At 48.5% G+C, this 19,204-nt stretch carries 15 protein-coding genes; 11 read left to right on the forward strand and 4 right to left on the reverse strand.

The features are described 5' to 3' along the window. Positions 1 to 8: 8 nt before the first annotated feature. Complete coding sequence (locus tag B4E62_RS16795) at positions 9 to 1,523, reverse strand: RICIN domain-containing protein (RefSeq protein ID WP_331352858.1); 1,515 nt, start codon at positions 1,521 to 1,523, stop codon at positions 9 to 11. Positions 1,524 to 1,904: 381 nt separating this feature from the next. Here B4E62_RS16795 and B4E62_RS16800 point away from each other — a divergent pair, with 381 nt between their 5' ends. The 5 genes from B4E62_RS16800 to B4E62_RS16820 all read left to right on the forward strand — a co-directional run bounded on the left by B4E62_RS16800 (position 1,905) and on the right by B4E62_RS16820 (position 7,341). Then, positions 1,905 to 4,097 carry an AsmA family protein gene (locus B4E62_RS16800; RefSeq protein WP_331352859.1) on the forward strand — a complete coding sequence of 731 codons (2,193 nt, stop codon included), beginning with the start codon at positions 1,905 to 1,907 and terminating at the stop codon, positions 4,095 to 4,097. Between the two features lie 118 nt (positions 4,098 to 4,215). After that, a complete protein-coding gene (mutY, locus tag B4E62_RS16805; RefSeq protein ID WP_331352860.1) occupies positions 4,216 to 5,346 on the forward strand; it encodes an A/G-specific adenine glycosylase in 1,131 nt (376 codons plus the stop codon). A 7-nt stretch (positions 5,347 to 5,353) separates the two neighbouring features. Then, positions 5,354 to 5,629, forward strand: a complete 276-nt coding sequence (locus B4E62_RS16810; RefSeq protein WP_331352861.1) for an oxidative damage protection protein — start codon at positions 5,354 to 5,356, stop codon at positions 5,627 to 5,629. Between the two features lie 15 nt (positions 5,630 to 5,644). Continuing rightward, a complete protein-coding gene (locus B4E62_RS16815; protein WP_331352862.1) occupies positions 5,645 to 6,115 on the forward strand; it encodes a hypothetical protein in 471 nt (156 codons plus the stop codon). Between the two features lie 134 nt (positions 6,116 to 6,249). Further along, positions 6,250 to 7,341, forward strand: coding sequence for an alpha/beta hydrolase family esterase (locus tag B4E62_RS16820; RefSeq protein ID WP_331352863.1), 1,092 nt, complete (start codon positions 6,250 to 6,252; stop codon positions 7,339 to 7,341). A 119-nt stretch (positions 7,342 to 7,460) separates the two neighbouring features. Here B4E62_RS16820 and B4E62_RS16825 read toward each other — a convergent pair whose 3' ends face one another. Together B4E62_RS16825 and B4E62_RS16830 are read right to left on the reverse strand one after the other, a co-directional pair. Further along, positions 7,461 to 9,815, reverse strand: coding sequence for a cellulose binding domain-containing protein (locus B4E62_RS16825; RefSeq protein ID WP_331352864.1), 2,355 nt, complete (start codon positions 9,813 to 9,815; stop codon positions 7,461 to 7,463). Positions 9,816 to 9,911: 96 nt separating this feature from the next. Then, positions 9,912 to 12,395 carry a cellulose-binding domain-containing protein gene (locus B4E62_RS16830; protein WP_331352865.1) on the reverse strand — a complete coding sequence of 828 codons (2,484 nt, stop codon included), beginning with the start codon at positions 12,393 to 12,395 and terminating at the stop codon, positions 9,912 to 9,914. Positions 12,396 to 12,809: 414 nt separating this feature from the next. Between B4E62_RS16830 and B4E62_RS16835 the strand changes: the two genes are divergently transcribed. Beyond that, entirely contained in the window at positions 12,810 to 13,649 is an 840-nt protein-coding gene (locus tag B4E62_RS16835; RefSeq protein ID WP_331352866.1) for a penicillin-binding transpeptidase domain-containing protein, read from the forward strand. Positions 13,650 to 13,728: 79 nt separating this feature from the next. Continuing rightward, the gene (locus tag B4E62_RS16840) at positions 13,729 to 14,223 is read left to right on the forward strand and encodes a hypothetical protein (protein ID WP_331352867.1); all 495 of its coding nucleotides are present in this window, start codon (positions 13,729 to 13,731) and stop codon (positions 14,221 to 14,223) included. Positions 14,224 to 14,237: 14 nt separating this feature from the next. Here B4E62_RS16840 and B4E62_RS16845 read toward each other — a convergent pair whose 3' ends face one another. After that, complete coding sequence (locus B4E62_RS16845) at positions 14,238 to 15,071, reverse strand: AraC family transcriptional regulator (RefSeq protein WP_331352868.1); 834 nt, start codon at positions 15,069 to 15,071, stop codon at positions 14,238 to 14,240. A gap of 124 nt (positions 15,072 to 15,195) precedes the next feature. Between B4E62_RS16845 and B4E62_RS16850 the strand changes: the two genes are divergently transcribed. From B4E62_RS16850 to B4E62_RS16865, 4 genes are all read left to right on the forward strand, one after another. Next, positions 15,196 to 15,627, forward strand: coding sequence for an organic hydroperoxide resistance protein (locus tag B4E62_RS16850; RefSeq protein ID WP_040391165.1), 432 nt, complete (start codon positions 15,196 to 15,198; stop codon positions 15,625 to 15,627). A 57-nt stretch (positions 15,628 to 15,684) separates the two neighbouring features. Beyond that, positions 15,685 to 16,617 carry an alpha/beta hydrolase gene (locus B4E62_RS16855; RefSeq protein ID WP_331352869.1) on the forward strand — a complete coding sequence of 311 codons (933 nt, stop codon included), beginning with the start codon at positions 15,685 to 15,687 and terminating at the stop codon, positions 16,615 to 16,617. A gap of 181 nt (positions 16,618 to 16,798) precedes the next feature. Further along, the gene (locus B4E62_RS16860) at positions 16,799 to 18,259 is read left to right on the forward strand and encodes an alkaline phosphatase D family protein (protein WP_331352870.1); all 1,461 of its coding nucleotides are present in this window, start codon (positions 16,799 to 16,801) and stop codon (positions 18,257 to 18,259) included. A 34-nt stretch (positions 18,260 to 18,293) separates the two neighbouring features. After that, positions 18,294 to 19,064 (forward strand): hypothetical protein, encoded by a 771-nt coding sequence (locus tag B4E62_RS16865; protein ID WP_331352871.1) that lies wholly within the window; start codon positions 18,294 to 18,296, stop codon positions 19,062 to 19,064. Positions 19,065 to 19,204: the final 140 nt, after the last annotated feature.

Consider the following 19,204-nt stretch of genomic DNA (forward strand, 5'->3'; position numbering starts at 1 on the left):
AACGGGAATCAACGTTTGGTTAATATAAAGCGTTGGGCGGCTCCGCCGGTGCACCACCATTGGTGCACTTTGGGGCCTATGCCCATATCAACATCGAGGCATTTGCCAGAGTGAGCAGCGACGAATTCCACTTCCAGCGGTGCCCAGGTGATGACCTTCATGGTCCAGGTTTGCGCGCCTGAGGCATTGCAATCGTACTGTTGTACGAGAGTGCCATCGGCGGTGCCAGCAGCGGCAACATCCACACACTTGCCGCTGTTGAGTGCACGCAATTCCATTTTGTAGCCGGTCAGATCCGCTAGGGTGAAGGTCTGCGCATTGGTGCCATTACAGGTATATACCTGCAACTTGGCGCCGTTAGCAGTAGATGCAGCGGGCACATCCAGACACTTGCCACTGGCTTTGTTTTTGAGTTCGTAGGTGCCGAAACTGCCGGTCATCTTGGGGTGCTTCATAACGGCGTCAAACACCGGGCCGGCGCCGTCGGCGTCGATACGCCAGTTGGCCTCGCCCTGCTTGTCGATATCAAACCAGTTGAAGGCACGCAGTTTTGGATACTGTCCGCTGGTGAAGGCGTCGGCGAAATCGCGAATCCACTGGGCTTTGTGCGCGCCAGGGGTAACCGCCATCTCACCAATCACGATGGGGCGACCGGTTGCGGCTAATTGGTTGTACCAAGGGTTAAGGATGCTTTTGAAGCTGGCATCAGCACCACCGTAAATATCAATGCCGATCCAATCCATATAGCCGGGTACATACATGTCAGCGACTATCGCGCCCGTGCCGTGAGGGCCAGCGTCGGTCCAGCAATCGGAGTTGGGCCAAATGGAATTTCCGAATTGGACATTGGTCGCACCCACTGCGCGGAAGCGATCCACCACATGTTTGAACGCATCTCTAAAACGCGCCCAGGTCTCGCGATTTTTACAGGGGCTCCAGTCGTACCAGGCGCCATTCGCCTCGTGGAAAAGATCGATGACGACCGGCACTTTCTCGGCTTTCAAGCCGTGGGCGATGTTGTCGATGATGTCGTTATGTTTGCCATCCAGAATTTCCTTGATGATGTTGCGATCAACCCGCTGATTGGTGGTATCCCACTTCCACCAGCATTTGTTGTTGTCGTGCAGCGCCAATTCGCCGTGGAATTCAAGGTTGATATAAGGCACGCGGCCTTGCGCTTTGATCTTGTCTACCTCGGCTTCCCATAGGTAGTACCAGTTTTTGCTACCGTCTGGGCGAAAGACTTCCGGGAAGATCTTGCCGAAATAGGGCGATGCATTGCCATACCACTGCTTGTTGTCAGCCCATTCCCAATCCTGGGTGATCTTGTCGCCGCAGGGGTGAGCAGCAGTCCAATCGCGATCGACAAATGCGCCCATTAACACACGGTCACCGGCGGGGATCGCATTGCTCTGCGCATGGCTGGGGCTGGCAATGATGCAGGTGGCGACCATGCAGGCTGCGGTTGAGCCAGCGTAGAGCCATTCCTTTAGATGTGAAATTAGCGTACGAGGAGAGTTCATAGCATCACCTTTTATTCGTTATTGGTGGTTGAGTAGTTGAGTGGTTGTGCAGCGAGGCGGATTTAGGGTTTGGTACAGCGAAACCGAAAAGCCCGCGTGGTCATCCAATGACACTCGCCGCAGCCCTACCAGCATAAGGATCCTGCAAGCGTGCGCACCCCAGTTGCGGTTGTGCTGCAAAGTGGCAGTGTGGGTGCCAGGTTCGAGTAAAAGTGGCACTGAAAATGCCCGAACTCCGGCTTATTTCTGTGAGCAGCATCAGGTTTTATCTGGCTAGTGGGGCACTTTGTTCATACACTCCCCTCTAAACTTAAGTACCTGCCTTGAGTGCCAGTGGGCGCATCTTGGTTGCGCTTTCGTTCCATCACAGAGGAAGTCACTATGAAAATTCTGCTCAAAAGCCTCGCTATCTTGGTGGTTTTGGTATTACTCGCCGCGCTCGCGCTGGTTTTTTTGGTCGATGCCAACCGCTTTAAGCCGCGCATTGAGGCTATCGCCAAAGATCAGGGCATAGCCCTTCAAATTAACGGTGATCTGGGCTGGGATTTATGGCCGAGTTTGGGGGTGGCGGTGAACGAGGTGCGCGTCGCTGCATTGGATGCGCCCAACCAACCGATCGCGGAATTACAACAAGCGAGTTTGATGCTAGCGCTGATGCCGCTGTTCTCCGGCGATTTTCAGGTGGATCACATTGCGGTGGATGGCGCGGTGATTTCTCTCAAGGTCGATGCCAACGGCAAAGGCAATTGGGAGGCGCTCAGCAAACCCGATCAGCCTGTCAAACCTACCCAACCAGAACCGGCAGCCGACACAAATTTAAAACTCGATATCCAGCACATCAGCCTCAGCAATTCGAAAGTGAATTACAGCGATGCACAGAGCGGACAAACTATTGCGCTGCGCGACATCAATCTCACCATGAGCGATGTAAATACCCGCGCTGCACCTTTTGCCCTGGATTTGTCGTTTGTGATGGAGTTGGCACAAGCTGGCGCCGACAAGTTGGAGTTGCAAGCCGCATTAAAAAACACAGTTAGCGTGGATGATGCTGTCAACAATATTAAATTGGCGGATGGCAAATTACAGGCGGAAATTATCGGCGGCGAAACCGCTGAATTCGCGCTCGATTACGCACTGGTTATCACCGATTTACAAAAAGAGTTGGCGTACAAAGGCGATATAAAACTCACTGAAATGAATGCGCGTAAATTCTTTGCTGCGCTCGGTACTGAATTGAAAACAGCCAATAGCGATGCGTTCAGCAAGGTTGCATTTTCATCGGGTGTAGATGGCACTGCTAAAAAAGTGAAATTGGAAAATCTAAAGTTGGTGCTGGATACCACGAACTTTTCCGGCAGCATCGGTATTACCGATTTTTCCACTGGCGCTCTCAAGCTGGTGTTAGATGGCGATGAAATTAATGTGGATCATTATTTGCCACCGCCAACTGAAACAACTGAACAAACAGCAGCGGCACCCGCTGAAGATACGCTTCTCCCGCTCGATGATTTACGCGGTTTAAATATCAACGCCAAGCTCGCACTGAAAAAATTGATCGTCAATAAAATCGCACTGGAAAATGTTGCGCTGAAAGTGCTTGCCAAAAACGGCATGATTGAACAAAACCTCACTGCAAAAGCCTATGCTGGAGCTATCACGGCCAAAGGTCAATTAGATGCACGCGGCCAACAGGCGCAAGTGCAATTTGACGCAGGTGTAGAGGGCTTGGAGTTGGAGCCTTTATTAAAAGAGTTGGAAATGGATTCCAAGTTTGGTTTGCAGGGCGCCGTGCAAGCGCGTGCACTCGGCAGCACGCAAGGCAATTCGGTTAACCAGTTATTTAAATCCCTGCGCAGTAACGCAACTTTTTCGGGCGCACAGGTGCGTTTGCTGCCCATCAATTTAGAGCAACAATTTTGTAAACTGGTGAATCTAGTTAATAAAACTGAAGACCCTGCAAAAGTGTGGGATGAGTTCACGGCAATGAACGAGTTGTCCGGTAGCATTAAATGGCGCGATGAAATTATCACTATCGATACGTTCAAAGCCGGTGTGGAAAAGTTGCAATTGGGTTCAAGCGGAAAAATAAATCTCGCCACCGATGAATACGATATTTTTCTGCCGTTTAAGTTAAACAAAGACAAAACCGATACCATCACTGCCGAGCAAGTTGCAGTAACCACCAGTGCGGGTGGTTGCAGTATCGGCAGCCAATATTGGCTTGAGCGCGGTATGGAATTGCTGCGCTGCAAAGGCTCCTTCGCTGAAATTAATCCACTGAGCGATTGCCGTCCCGATAAAGAATTGCTGGTCGAGCTAACCAAAGACTACGCGGTGTACAAACTCAAAGAAAAACACGGCGCAAAATATGAAGAGAAAAAAGACGAGCTAAAACAAAAAGTTGAGAAAGAAAAAAATAAATTATTGGATAAATTGCAGCAGCGTTTGAACAAAGGAGCGGTCTCTTCTGTGGCGGTATCGAGTGCCCCATCAGTGACTGAACCAGCCGCTGCAAGTGCTCCGGCTGCAGAGGCCAGCGCCATACCAACGCAAGATAAGGGTGCGGTTGAATAGCATTTTGGCTTAATCTTGGGTGCCGTGGTGGCAGTGCGCGAATGTATCCTTAGCAGATAGTTTTTTCCCATCCTGCTAGAATTCGCGCCTGCCTAGTATCCTTGCATCGCGAGTGGTTATGACCTCTTCTTTTTCTACCTCTGTGCTCAAATGGTTTGATAAACACGGGCGCAAACACCTGCCTTGGCAACAAGACATCAGCGCCTATCGCGTGTGGTTGTCAGAAATCATGTTGCAGCAAACCCAGGTCACGACGGTGATTCCCTATTTCGAGCGCTTTATCGCGCAGTTTCCAACTGTACAATCCCTCGCCGCCGCACCGATTGATGAAGTGCTGCATTTGTGGACCGGCTTGGGTTACTACGCACGTGCGCGCAACCTGCACAAATGTGCACAAACAGTAGTGAATCAATACGGTGGCGAATTTCCTGCAACAGTGGACGCATTGGCCGATCTTCCCGGTATTGGCCGCTCTACCGCCGGTGCGATTGTGAGCATCGCCTATCAAAAACGAGCCGCTATTTTGGATGGTAACGTCAAGCGCGTGCTCGCCCGTTATCACGCCGTTGAAGGTTGGCCGGCACAATTGGATGTGGCCAAACAACTGTGGGAAATTGCCGAAACCTACACACCCAAAACCCGCGCGAATCATTACACCCAAGCGATGATGGATATGGGTGCAACACTCTGCACGCGCAGCAAACCCAAATGTGAAGAGTGCCCGCTGCGCGGCGGATGCATTGCCTACGCACAAGGCAATCCCAAAGATTATCCCGGTAAAAAACCGAAAAAAACCTTGCCGGAAAAATCCGTGCAATTATTAATGCTGCGTAATCCTGCGGGCGATTTATTACTGCAACAGCGCCCCGCGCAGGGTATTTGGGGTGGCCTGTGGAGTTTCCCCGAAATAGCGATTGATGCCGACGCACAAGAATTTGCTGAAGACCATTACGGCAAGGTGATCGAGCTGGAAGAATGGAACAGCTATCGCCACACGTTCAGTCATTACCATTTGGATATCACGCCAGTATTAATCCAACTCGCAAAATCACCGCGCGCTATCGGTGAAGCCGCCACCCACTGGTACAATCCCCATCAGCCTGATGCCTTAGGTTTGGCCGCCCCCGTTAAAAAATTATTGGAAAAGCTCGCACAGTTGGATCCGCGTGCGACTACAGCAGTAGCAAAAACAACTGCTAAAAAAATCGCTGCACCTAAACGCAACACTACATCATCTAAACGTAAGTGAGAACAATATGAGTCGCATGGTTTTTTGTCGAAAATACCAACAAGAACTGGAAGGCCTGGATATGCCCCCTTATCCTGGTGCCAAGGGTTTGGATTTATTCAACAACATCTCCAAAAAAGCCTGGCAAGAATGGATGGCCCACCAGACATTACTGATCAACGAAAAACGTTTGAACGTAATGGATATGGGTACCAAGGTTTATCTCACCGAGCAAATGGAAAAGTTTTTGTCGGGTGAGAAAGTGGATGAGGCGGAGGGTTATGTGCCTCCAGAGAAGAATTAAATAAGGGATCTTAAAATGAAAAAAATAATGGTTATGTGTTTGTCACTGCTTTCCTCTGGATTGTTGGCTGAAGAAAGTAATAGTGAGTATATGTTCAACGGAAAGTTAGGTGCCTCACCTTATACCGGTATTTTAGGCTTTGAAGTACAGAAAGGTAAGTGGAGTCTTGGTGTTGGTTTTCCGGTTTCAGTTTCTGTAAAACGTTATCAGTATGAAAACGAAGATTCTTTGTTCTACGGAGTTTATTGGAATAAATTAACCGATAATAGTTACGACGATTATGAAGAAGGAATACTTTTTGATAAATACGAACGCGAAAGCTACGGCCTGGGAGTTGGATACATTTGGCTGTGGGAGTCAGGTTGGAATGCATCAACAGGTCTTTCGGTTGGTGAATATAAAAAAGAGTATACAAACGCTAGTCTGAAGTATTTCGAGGAAGGCTATAACCTTAATTTGGAGTTATCGGTTGGATACAAGTTCTAACTTGTGATGAGTGAAGTCAAAAATCCACAGGGAGGTTGGCAGATTGATATTGCAGAGAATTATCTCTTTGCTCAGTTTCAGTTAATCATGTGGTGGTAAAAAGAAGCGTTTAAGCATCAACGAAGGGCGCCGCAATGAATACCTTATCTGTGTTGAAAAATTTCCTTGCAATCAACATTGCTGCACTTTGTGCAGTGTGTTGTCTGTTATCGCCACCGCTGGCGATTGCTCAGGATGAGCAGGCAGACGGGTCTTTGCGCGATCGTATTAAACAGCGAGTGGCGGAGCGGCGCGAGGGTCGGCAGGATAATGAGATTGATTCTGCCGGGGCATTAAAAATCCAAAAACCAGGCGACTACACTCGCTCGCTGCAACACGATGGTCTCGCGCGCTCTTATCGCATCCATGTTCCCAAACAATATCAAGCGTCCAAATCTGCGCCGCTGGTGTTGGCGTTTCACGGCGGTGGTGGCGATATGGATTATATGGCCAAGGATGAATACTACGGTTTGATTTCAAAATCAGACGCCGAAGGATTTGTGGTGGTGTTTCCGAATGGCTACAGCAAATTTAAATCCGGTAAGTTTGCCACCTGGAATGCCGGTGCCTGCTGCGCCAGTGCGCGCGATAACAATATCGATGATGTCGGGTTCGTTAGAAAAATGGTTGCAAGCCTGACGCGTGAATTGAATATCAATCGGCAAATGATTTTTGCAACGGGAATGTCTAACGGTGGAATGATGTCTTATCGTCTGGCCTGCGAAATGTCCGACACTATTACCGCGATTGCGGCAGTTGCCGGAACTGACAATACAATTGATTGCCAGCCGCGCAAGCCCGTCTCTATTTTGCATATCCACGCTAAAAACGACGACCGTGTACTTTTTAATGGTGGGGCAGGAAAAAAATTCAGGGACGAATCTAAAGTAGCCGATTTTGTTTCAGTTCCTGACAGCGTAAAAAAATGGGTCACACGTAACCATTGCCAATCAACGCCACTACAGACATTGGAAAAACCTGGCGCCTATTGCGAAAAATATGCGCAATGCAAAGGCGGTGTAGCCGTACAATTGTGTGTGACTGATACGGGTGGACATTCATGGCCTGGCGGAACAAAACCGCGCGGCAGTGAATCGCCATCGCAGGTGATATCGGCGAATGATGTGATGTGGGATTTTTTTACTTCCACGCAAATGGCGAACGCCTCTGCGAATAAAAATCAATAAGTTCATTATTTCACGCAGGTTTTTTTTAAATAATTGCTAGCAACAAAATAAAAAAACGGCGAAAGTCTTTACTTGCGCCGTTTAATAATTTCAACTCCAAATCAATTTCTCTTCTGCAATTAATCCCTCGGTCTCGCGCCCAAAATCTGCACTTGGTAATTCAATCCAATCGATTCAGGATTCGTGCTGGTGCTTTCAAAGGCGTTGTACAAGTAGAGCGAGTCCGGCGTATTTGTCACCACCAAACTGGCTTCTTCACCCGATGCTAACTGGAAGCTGCCTGCACCGTTGGCGAGATCAACATAGCGAACGCTGTTGTTGGTCGCTTTGATCGCAACAATCGCGGTGAAATTGCTGTCGCTCAACCCGTTGCCCAGGTTGGTGACTTGAATATTAATGTCACCGCTACCCGTTGCGGTCAGCGGAATAATATTGCTGCCAGTGAATTGCGGTTTACGCGCTTCCAATACGCGATACATATTGCTGCCGATAGATTCCAGGTTGCGATAAGCGCGCGTGCGGAAACTGGCATCGCGTTGTGCGGCGAGCACTTTTTGTTGCACGAGTGGATGGCCAATATCACCGTAAGCGATACGCGCGCGGTAGCGGCCAACCAATGTTTTGATCGAGGTTGGTTGCACTAGGCGCGCCAGACTGTGCAGCGGTGTTTCCTGACCTTGATGCGCGCGAATTAAATTGCGCACCGCGTCGCGGCCGAGGTTTGCGTAATTGTCTGGGTTGTTGGAAAGATAATTCATGAACGGCCAAGCTTGATACAAATTATCTTTGTGCACTATGGTTAAATTCGATGCGGCATGCATTGAATTGACATCGAAGTTAGTGTTGTTTGTGAGCGGGCTCATATAAGTATCCGCAAACCATTCAGCCGTTGTTTCCCACCATGCACCGGTGCGCGCTTTATCGATCCAGATAGCTTCAGCGAGTGTAATTCCATGACCAAACTCGTGCGTGGAAATGCTATCGACATTCAGCAAGTTACTGCGCATGACCAGATAGCTTAAACCCGCTGTACCGTTGTAGCCCATAAACCCACCGGCATCGATATCCGTCACCGAATAAACGTTGATTTTGAATGAGCCTGGTCGGTTGGCGTGAATGGATTGTGCGGGGGATTTAAAGCCTCGGTCGCGTACAAAATAGTCGTACACTTTCTCCATATGTTCCAGCATGCGCGTTACATCGGCATCGGAGTGTATGCCCAAATTACCCTTGGGGCCGCGTTTGTTATCTGCACCGTAATACAAACGGAAACGATTCGAATCTTTATACACCGCGTTGCCGGTATTGATGCCCTCATACTCATATTGATTGGTGATAGGCGTGAACACAGCTGCGGCTGAACTTGTTGCGGAACTGCTAGCACCTACGGAAGAAACTGCAACGCGCGATGAGCTTGCAAGTGAACTGCTGCTTCTGGCAACACTGGATGCTGCGGAACTGATGGCTAATGAACTCGCTTGCGATGAACGAATTGCACTGCTGCCCACACTGGAAACCGGTGTGCTGCTGCGAGTGGATGAAACGGCAGTAGAGGATGCGTTTCCACCTTGTACTGCTCCTGCAACACGCCATTCCAAAATACCCGTTGATTGAGTTGCGTTAAGCATTGAAACACGCAAACGATTGGTCACAACGTCATTTAATGCAAGCGTATTAAATGCATTTTTTACCAGCGGCACATTGCCTGCATTGACCCAGGCACTGCCGTTCCAATATTCCACGTAAGCACGTGTGGGCGTCAGTACGCCGCCGTTATCATCGAACCAATAAATTTGCGTTGAACTTAAATTGTAATTTTGTGGCCAATCGTATTGCACCCATTGAATTGAATTCGGGTTATTCCAATTACCGTAAACACCTGCAGATTTGTCATTGGAATTTGTTGGGTTGCTGTTGTCGTTCAGCGCGCGAATCGTTTCCCATGCGGATACATAGGAAGTCGTCGCGGTGGCGAGGCCCGCAATATTTGCTGGTGTTGATACGATGCTGGATGAAGAACTTCGCGCACTGCTAAGCGTTTGTGCGCTGCTTGCGACTCTACTTGAGCTACTGGCATTTGCTGTGCCGCACAAAGCGCCGGTCAGTGTTGGCGATTCAATCGCGCCGCCGTTGGTTGTGCCTTGCAAGCCAAATTCGACCGATTGCCCCGGTTGAATTCTGCCATTCCAACTAATATTCGTTGCGTTGTAATTACCGCTGAGAAGTGCGTTCCATGCATTGCTCACTTTGTTGTTGGCGTAAGTCCAATTCACTTGCCAACTATTTACAGTTGTCGCTGTGTCATTAGTAATGCGGATTGCTGCCGTAAATCCGGTTCCCCAGGAATTGGTGATGGTGTAATTGCAGCTTGCATTGGCGGCGTTGCCAAACGCGGTGGTTACCAGCCCCAGCCCGATTAACAAGGCGAGTTGGTTTTTTTTAAATAAATGTTTTCCAAATAAAGAGCGACGCATAAAAAATCCCTCATGCAGGATAAATGGGTATGGAATTCGGTTTGCAAAAAGCCAACCCCTCGCGCAGAGCGCAAAGGGTTGGAAAGGCTGGAGAGTTTATTGGTAGTGCTTGTCGTACAGCGGCGCTGTGCCCGTCACACCTTCAAGCAATTGCAATCGATAGTCGTGTTTGCGTGTGCGTGTTTCTTCACCGTTGTAGAGATGATCCACGTTGCTCACCACTGCAACTACTACACCATTTTTCGGTGCTTTGGTGAGGTCCAAACAAGCTTCACCGCTGGTGACTGGTTTGCTGTAAACCGCACTGCCGTCTGCTGCGCGATACGCTAATTGCACACGCATGTTTTGGCCGATAGGTTGGAAGCTCACGCGCACTTTATTGCCGGTGACTTTTAGCGGAATCTGGTTTGCGCCAGACCAACCCGGTAGCGTAGTCGTGCTTGGAACCAGTGTCGTACCTTCTTGCGTTGTGGCCGAATAGAAAGTCAAACGATGCGCGCCCGGATCTTGCAAAATTCCACCATCGATTCGCTCGGCATTAATTGTTCTGCCCCAGTTGTTATTAATCGGCACTTTAAATGCGTTAGACCAAGGGCCGAAATCCACCATCGCCTGACGCGCGCGGAATTCCATAATCATGCGTTGTGTTTGCTCTTCACCAACACCACCGGCGAGTGAGCGCAAAATATGATTGTGCGGTCCCTTCGCCCAAATCCAGGCGTTAGCACCTTTGGAAACATGCACGCCGAGGAAGTGCGGGAAAGCCGCGTTGTATTGATTGCCGCCGAGGTATTCACGCCAGGTAGAAATTTGTTGGCCATTTACACGGCGATCAACACCTTCTGCATTCGGGCCACCGAAAGTGCCATCTTGCAACCAGCCGCTGTAATTTTCTATGGGCATATGCGGAGCGAGAAATGACGTTGCATCCAAAAATCCGACACCATAATTTCCAGTACGCGATGCTTCCAGATTCATCTGCAACCAGGTGTTGCCACCTTCGTTAAACCAGGCTGCTTTGTTGCCGCGTGTGGCCATAATCGTGTGAATAAATTCGTGCGTAATACCACCGCGCTCGCTTGGAGTGACAACCGGATAGTAAGACAGCAACACCATCGGATAACCGTTGATCCCGCTTTGCCATCCGCCTCTCTCCGTGTTAGCTGCACTGTCAGTACACAGGCCTGAACCATAGAGATAAATATTGCTGAAGTAACCTTCGGCTTGCAGTTTATCGACCGGCCAACCCATCACGTTGTGAATGTAATCTGCATCTTCATTGAGATTGGTAAGCACGCGATCAATGTCCGCATCGGTAATGGATGGATTGCGGTTTTTACCCCAAATAAATGCAAAGCGCCCTTTGGTTTTTACACCGGCGATAGTGCTTGCCGGGCAACCGTTGTAGACCTTGAATTTGCTGGTATCGACTTGGCCAAAGTCGGTGCGGAAATCGTAATTTAAATCGGGTTCGTATTTCGGCCAATCGTAAGCGCTGCACTGCGCAACACTTGGAGCACTGCTGCTCGAGCTGCTGCTCACTGCTGGTGTGCTGCTTCTCACGGATGAGCTGCTCGCTGGCGTACTGCTGCGCGCCGATGAACTGCTGAGTGCAATTGAACTGGCAATGCTGCTTCTTAATGAAGAACTTAACGCTGTGCTGCTTTTGGACGTGCTGACAGAGCTAGCAACATTGCCAGCAGCAGTGCCTGATACGCGCCATTCCAATATGCCGGTGGATTGTGTTGTATTGAGCATGGAAACACGCACGCGATTAGTCACAACATTGTTGAGCGCGAGAGTATTAAATGCATTTTTTGCGAGCGGCACATTGCCTGCATTGACCCAGGCACTACCGTTCCAATATTCGAGGTAAGCGCGAGTCGGTGTTAATACTCCGCCGTTATCATCAAACCAATAAATTTGCGTTGAACTTAACGCGTAATTTTGTGGCCAATCGTACTGTACCCATTGGATTGAATTGGGGTTATTCCAGTTGCCATAGGCGCCGGCAGTTTTGTCATTCGAGTTGGCGGGGTTGCTGTTGTCATTAACCGCGCGAATGGTTTCCCAAGGCGATACATACGAGGTTGTTGCTGTCGCCAAACCGGCGATATTCACGCTGTTTGCAATCGACGCGACTGATGAACTGGTCACGCTCGCCGCTTTGCTGGAAGCAATACTGGAACTCGCAACAGCAGCTGTACCGCAGGCCGCGCCGGTGACTTGCGGCACTTCAACTGCGCCGCCGTTAGTTGCACCCTGTACACCAAATTCGGCAAATTGACCGGGGCGCAAGGTGCCGTTCCACCCTATATTGCTCGCCGAGTAGTTGCCGCTAAGCCGCGCATTCCACGCACTGCTCACGGTGTTTTTGCTGTACGCCCAATTCACTTGCCAACCATTAATGGTTGCGGTGCTGTCATTGGTGACGCGGATGGCTGCAGTAAAACCGCTGCCCCAGGAGTTAGTGACGGTATAGCTACAGCCTGCAGAAGCGGCATTGCCCCAAGTTGCGGTCATCAACCCCAATCCGAGCAGTGTCGCCAGGCGATAGCCTTTTGCTTTGTGGTTAAGCATAAGGAGTTCCTCTAGGTATAAGAATTTATTGTTTTGAGCAGTAATAGCTTCGCTAGCCGACTATTCAATCGGCTACAGCAGGAAGGGATTGACCGGTTTTAATGCTAATTGCCGTTCGGCGAGCGGATGCAGGGGATTGAGTACATCCGTCTCTTATTTGTTGTTTTATTATCTTAGGTAAAACTGTTTTTATATTTGATGTGGAGAGGTTGCATACTAGTGCGGCGATATACCTGTATACAAGAGACTGAGGCGCCACTTGGCGCGATAATTTATAAAATAAGATTTAATGCCGGGTACTAAGTGATCTACTTGGCGCTTCAGGTGTGGTGGATGCATACTTGCCGGCCGCTGCAAGTATGCTGGCGCGCAAAAGTATTTGGATTTAAAAAATTATCGATGGAGAAACATTTAGTGAAAATAAACACGTTATTTGCTTTGTTACTGTTAACGCCCGTGATGAGTTTTGCTGACGTCTGCAAAACCACCAAGCCAATCAACACAGATCCTTACATTGCCGAAATGGGTACCCGCAAAGTGACATTTCTTGCGGTCGATTTAAACAATAATCACTGCTGGGCGATGAATGAATCCGGCTTGAGTCAGCGCCATAGCCCTCACTCCAGTTTTAAAATTCCCCATACGCTAATTGCGCTTGAAACTGGCGCAGTCAAATCGATTGATGAGCGTATCGAATGGGATCAAAAAAAATATCCCGCCAAAGATTTTTGGCCGGAAACCTGGAAACAATCGCACACCTTGGCATCGGCTTTTAAGCATTCAGCGGTCTGGTACTACAAAGCATTGGTGCCGCGCATAAAACCTACAGACTATAAAAAATGGTTAGCAACCTTTCATTACGGCAACCAGACTTTTACGCCCGGAAGTAATGAGTTTTGGTTGAATAATGAATTACAAATTTCGCCCGCCGAACAAGTGGAATTTATTGCTTGCTTGTTAAAAAATCGCTGCGGTGTGAAAGCGAATCACTTTGCGGCATTTGAATCTGTCGCATTGCAAGAAACCAAAAACGGTCTCTCGCTCTACGCCAAAACCGGTGCGGGTTCAATTGATCCCAATAATAATGATGGCGCGTTTGAGGGCTGGTACGTTGGTTATATAAAAGATGCAAACGCAAAGCCTGTTGCAGCATTTGCGATTTATATGGAAGCGGAACGTTTTGCAGCGTTGAAGGATTACCGTAAGGCGTTTTCGTTGAGGTTGTTGGGGGATTTGGGGTTGTGGGGGAATTAGCTGTTTTAGAGATAGCCAGTAAAAATATTTAACAAAAAACCACTACCTAAATATTCTTAGCCCACTTGGATATAACGTGATGATGGACACACATAAGAAAAAGTACAGCAAATGGAAAAATCTTTGTCCACCTGAAACAAGGTATCTATGCGAAAAAATTGAGCAAGAAATAGTGCCATTCTTCCTTGGTATTGGATTTCAGTGGATATCTGTCTCGTATCATGATCCCGAATGGGTTGTTTCAGGTAGTGAAATTGATCTTGAACGAATAAACGAAGATTCTGTAGATACCTTATCCATTGCTTTTGAAAAATATAGGTCCCCAAGATTCCAGATTTGCTTAATTAAGAGGAAAAAAATTCAGGGAAATGAATTTTTAAGGTCTGCATCATTGGTAAAGAAAAGTTCAGAGTATTATCGGATGTGGGGTAAACCATGGTTTTGGCCTACCAAGTATTGGCCAAATTCATTAACAGATAAAACTATTCAAACTGTTAAGGCTGGACTAGAACCCTTGGTTGAATATATAGATAAAGAAAAACGTTCAGAGTTTATAAGTAGGCAGTTGGATTAGAGGGTGGTCTGGCCTTATTTCCCCGCCTGACTTTCCTTCAACCACTGCATAGGCGATACCCCGCATTGTGATTTAAACGCGCGCGAAAGTGCCGCTTCGCTGCTGTATCCGGCTTCTTCTGCAATTAATCGCAGTGGTTGGCCTTTCTTCAACCATTTCTGCACCAGGCCAATGCGCCAGCGCTGTAAATAATTCGCGGGAGTATCGCCCACGGCATCGCGGAACTGATTGGAGAAAACACTGCGCGACATACCCGCGATTTTCGCCAGCCGTTCAACCGACCAATCTTCTTGCGGTTTTTCATGCATCGCCACTATCGCGCGCCGCAATTGCGTGTGCGCGAGGCCAGCTAGCAATCCCAACTGCGGGTTATCGCTTTCCATCAGCCCGCGCAATAACTGAACCAATATCACTTCAAATAAACGGTCGAGCACTGTTTGTCTTCCGCAATAGTTTGCCTCTGCTTCTGCGAAGAGGAGCGAGAGCAGGGCGACACTGTGGGGCATTTGTGCGAGCGGAATGCAGATGCACGGGGGCAGCGCATTGAGCAGCGGGTTGGCCGATCCGCCTTCAAACAAAATATTTGCGCAAACAAAGTCGGCGCCATGTTCGCTATCGGTCACAAAGCTGTGGGGTGTCGGGCGCGGATAAAACAGCAGGCTCGGTTCCTCAAGCTCATGGGCTTTGGTATTCCCATGCCACACCTCCGCCTTTCCCTTCCTTAATAGATGCAGTTGCCCATAGGGTTTGCTGCCATCCAGCGTGTTAATGCCGCACAGCGGGCCGGTTTGGAAGGTTTGGGCGCTCATCGAGAAGTGCCCTAGAAGTGCTGCCAGACAATCAACCATAAAAATACGATATGTTAAGAATTGAAGATGAATTGTATCAATTCGTGTCGATAAGTCCAGCACAATGCTCCTCGTCAACAGCAACAAACAAACCTCAACAAACACCCAAACAGGAATGCAGATTATGAAACCTTCACAAATTCTCTATACCGCAAACGTAGTTTCAACCGGTGGCCGCGAAGGCCGTTCAGAGTCCAATGACGGCGCTTTGTCAGTACAACTTTCTACACCCAAAGCGCTCGGCGGTGCCGGTGGCTCAGGTACAAACCCCGAGCAGTTGTTCGCAGCCGGTTACTCAGCCTGCTTTTTAGGTGCACTCAAATTTGTAGCTGGCCAGGCGCGGGTACAAATACCGGCCAGCGCACAAATCGCAGCAGAAGTAGGCATAGGCCCAATCCCAACCGGTTTTGCACTGCGCGTTAAATTGGAAATTTCTCTGCCTGGTTTGCCATTGGCGCAAGCACAAGAGCTGGTTGAAAAAGCGCATCAGGTTTGCCCTTACTCGAATGCAACACGCGGCAATATCGATGTCGAGTTAGTGGTTATCGAAAACTAAATTTATTCACACCTTCTTTTAAACATTGAAGATTTTTAATTATTTTGGAGATTAATCATGAAAAAATTTATGCACATACTCAGCGCCTTTTTTATCACCACCGCAACTTCTTTTGTAAGTCTGCACGCGCAGGCAGCGGAAAAAATTTCTCACACTGCCAGCACAGTAACCACGCGAGACGGAGTAGAAATTTATTACAAAGATTGGGGGCCTAAAAATGGCCAAGTGGTGATGTTCAGCCACGGCTGGCCGCTGAGTTCCGATAGCTGGGAATCACAAATGCAATTTTTGGCAGAGAAAGGTTATCGCGTAATTGCGCATGACCGCCGTGGTCACGGCCGTTCCAGCCAACCATGGGATGGTAACGACATGGATCATTACGCCGATGATTTGGCCGATGTGATTAGCGCGCTTAAAGTGGATGATGTAACTCTGGTAGGTTTCTCAACCGGCGGTGGTGAAGTGGCTCGCTATATTGGTCGCCACGGCACCAAACAGGTTAAAAAAGCTGTGCTGGTTAGCGCCGTACCGCCAATCATGTTGAAGACAGAAAGCAATCCGAACGGATTACCCCTGTCAGTATTTGACGGCTTGCGCAAAGCCTCCAACGACAATCGCTCACAATTATATTTGGATATCGCCTCTGGCCCGTTCTTCGGTTACAACCGCCCCGGTGCAAAACCTTCAGCAGGTGCAATCCAATCTTTCTGGAGACAAGGCATGCTGGCCGGTGCAAAAAATACCTACGATTCAATCGCAGCATTTTCTGCAACAGATTTCAGAGGTGACCTGGCTAAATTTGATGTGCCGACGTTAGTCATCCACGGCGACGACGATCAAATCGTACCGATTGAAACCTCTGGTAAAGCGTCTGCGACGTTGATTAAAGGTGCAAAATTGTTGGTATATCCCGGCGCTCCACACGGCTTGGCTGATACACACAAAGAGCGGTTGAATCAGGATTTGTTGAATTTTTTACAGCAAAAGTAATACGCTCTGAATTGCAGAAACAAAAAGAGAACTGGAGTTTTGCTTCAGTTCTCTTTTCTATTTGTAGCGTGGCTCGGTCCGTAAAGCCTGGTTTGTATCCGTTAAGATTTAAAGTCTAACTATTCAGCTGTGCGGCTCAGGTATATAGTTGGCGCTCACCACTATTCAAGGGAGAATCCAGGTGCAGCTTTTTGCGTACAATCAAATTGGTCGGCCCGATGAGTTGTTGATTTGGGTGGGGATTTTGGGAGTTGCTACACCGCCAGCGGTCGCGTTTGAAATCCATGGCCAAGCTATTGCCCCCAGTGCCCAACCCGCTGTGTTTGAGCCGCTGGGTGACGAGGTGCGCGATAGTTATGATCGGCCACTGAATCACCGTGCAATTTTTGCCTTTGCCTGGCCTGCTACCAGTGAGCGTTTCACCGTTAGGGTGAGTGCAGGCGACCAATGCGTAACGCTGACCAGCAAGCGCCTTCCGGGAGTATTGCCAGCAAAAAATGCTGACAGTTTTAATTTGCTGTTGTCCTCCTGTTATTACCAGCCGAATGATAAATCGCAGGCATTGACTGACATTATCAAGGCAATTAAGCCTGCACCGGATTTCACTCTGCTCGCCGGCGATCAGGTGTATCTCGATCTGCCTTCGCTGCAAAATTTACCTGAAGATAAAACCCGCCTTGCGCAAACACTCGGAAAAAAATATCAGCTCAATTGGTTTTCCAATCCACTCAAACAACCAGGGCTTGCCGATGTGTTGAGCCATGGCCCGGTGCTCTGCGTTCCGGACGACCATGAATATTGGAATAACTTTCCTTATAAGCAAGTGCAGTTAACGAATACTCACTGGGAAAAAGACCGCAACAACTGGCGCGAGTTAGCGACGCGTTTATACGAACGCTATCAGATGTCGCCCGCGCAAAGTGCCGGATTTTTTCGGCAGGATATTGAGCCGCTCAGTATGCTGTTCCTTGATGGCCGTACCTACCGCGACGACGATGGCACGCATATGTTCAATGCGCAAACGCGCACAGCCATCGCTGACTGGAAAAATGATTTATTGGCGCGCAAAAAAAATCAGCAAGCCGCTGTGGGGTTGTTGAGTTCCGGGCAGGCGCTGTTGATTGAAAAGCCGGGGCAATGGGATAGGCGTGTCGCCGATATGGAAATGATTAACTACAAGGATTTTGCGTTGCTTAAGACTGCACTCACGGAATTATTTGCGGCAGAAATTCCGGTGCTGTTTATTACGGGCGATGTGCACTGGGGACGCATAGTTGAAGGAAAAAACCAGCGCGGCAATATTCTATTTTACGAAGTGATTGCCTCACCATCGCGTTTAATCGACACCATTGGCAGTGACCAAATCAACAGCGTTAAAGATAAACTCCGCGATCTATTTGGTGATCCAAAAGCATTTCCCAAACATCCTGCGGCACCCAAGGACCTGAAGGAAATAGCCTTGGCTAATCTCACCTTGGATATCAAGCATCGGCAGCAAGGCGATCACGTTGCATTGTTGCGCTTTCATGCAATTCCTGGCGGGTTGGAGTTTAGTGTGGATTATGTGTGTACCGATCCCAATGAAAAAAAGCGACGTGAACATTCATCGAGTCACGGCCCCTATAAATTAGTAAGTCTTTAAACATTAACAATTTCAACTATCTGTTGAGGAAAGGATGATGATCAAACAAACACTTTCGGCCCAATCGTTTATCCAAAGCGATATTTACAAAATGGAGCGTATCAAACGCGAAGCCAATCTTGATTGGTTAAAGCGTGCCTACGAGAGTTTTGCTTTGGATAATATTACCGGTTGGAGTTTTATCGTGTTGGCGGGAGGTAAGGATGTTGCGTCATTCCGCATTCGCGTAGCCCAATCCCATTTGCGTGGCGATATGCTGCCGTCATATTGGTCGGAATGTGCGTTATTTAAAATTCAGGATGGTGACTTTTCCAGCGCTGCATTTTTTAATCTACCCTTATTCCAACCCGCTACCGCGACCTATGCTCCTACACGCAATGGTTTGATCGAGCTGCCGTTTAATAAATTGCCCACACAAAAAGATTATCCTAACTTGGCACTGCTCGCGATTCCCGTACCTCAAGAGCAAATCCTGCAATCGCTTGCGGAATATCAAAAATCGCGTGTGAGTTACGATGCTGTTGAAAATATTTTACCTTGGCTCGCGTTTGTGTGGGGCGCAGGCAATGCCACTAATCCACTGATGCAACAAATCGGCTTCCCCTCAGCGATGATGCTGAACCAAATTTTTAGCGCAAATGGTTTTGATTTGGCGCCCGGTGTGAATGCCAACTTATCTGCACCGGAAACTTTTTGGAGCGGCGTAAAACACTGGCAGGATTATTACAGCAAAACCCAGGAAAATGGCTTGCAACCCAAGATGCGGTATGTGGTTGATCATATGTATGACATTGATGAGAGTTGATGCTAAACCTAAGAAGGAGTTTGGGGGCGTACGGGTGTAACAAAGCCGAATCCAGAACTTTCTGTAAGGCCGTATGTCCTCAGTTTTATTTTGGTTGTTTGGGGCCGTGTTGTTATTTTTTTAATGGGCTGATATTAAGC

Origin of the sequence: Cellvibrio sp. UBA7671, from assembly GCA_002483145.1 — a bacterium.
Taxonomy (GTDB): Bacteria; Pseudomonadota; Gammaproteobacteria; order Pseudomonadales; family Cellvibrionaceae; genus Cellvibrio; species Cellvibrio fibrivorans.

Coding starts and splice junctions, on each gene's coding strand:
- B4E62_RS16795 (WP_331352858.1), bottom strand. CDS start 1,523: ATGAACTCTCCTCGTACGCTAATTTCACATCTAAAGGAATGGCTCTAC.
- B4E62_RS16800 (WP_331352859.1), top strand. CDS start 1,905: ATGAAAATTCTGCTCAAAAGCCTCGCTATCTTGGTGGTTTTGGTATTA.
- mutY (WP_331352860.1), top strand. CDS start 4,216: ATGACCTCTTCTTTTTCTACCTCTGTGCTCAAATGGTTTGATAAACAC.
- B4E62_RS16810 (WP_331352861.1), top strand. CDS start 5,354: ATGAGTCGCATGGTTTTTTGTCGAAAATACCAACAAGAACTGGAAGGC.
- B4E62_RS16815 (WP_331352862.1), top strand. CDS start 5,645: ATGAAAAAAATAATGGTTATGTGTTTGTCACTGCTTTCCTCTGGATTG.
- B4E62_RS16820 (WP_331352863.1), top strand. CDS start 6,250: ATGAATACCTTATCTGTGTTGAAAAATTTCCTTGCAATCAACATTGCT.
- B4E62_RS16825 (WP_331352864.1), bottom strand. CDS start 9,815: ATGCGTCGCTCTTTATTTGGAAAACATTTATTTAAAAAAAACCAACTC.
- B4E62_RS16830 (WP_331352865.1), bottom strand. CDS start 12,395: ATGCTTAACCACAAAGCAAAAGGCTATCGCCTGGCGACACTGCTCGGA.
- B4E62_RS16840 (WP_331352867.1), top strand. CDS start 13,729: ATGATGGACACACATAAGAAAAAGTACAGCAAATGGAAAAATCTTTGT.
- B4E62_RS16845 (WP_331352868.1), bottom strand. CDS start 15,071: ATGGTTGATTGTCTGGCAGCACTTCTAGGGCACTTCTCGATGAGCGCC.
- B4E62_RS16850 (WP_040391165.1), top strand. CDS start 15,196: ATGAAACCTTCACAAATTCTCTATACCGCAAACGTAGTTTCAACCGGT.
- B4E62_RS16855 (WP_331352869.1), top strand. CDS start 15,685: ATGAAAAAATTTATGCACATACTCAGCGCCTTTTTTATCACCACCGCA.
- B4E62_RS16865 (WP_331352871.1), top strand. CDS start 18,294: ATGATGATCAAACAAACACTTTCGGCCCAATCGTTTATCCAAAGCGAT.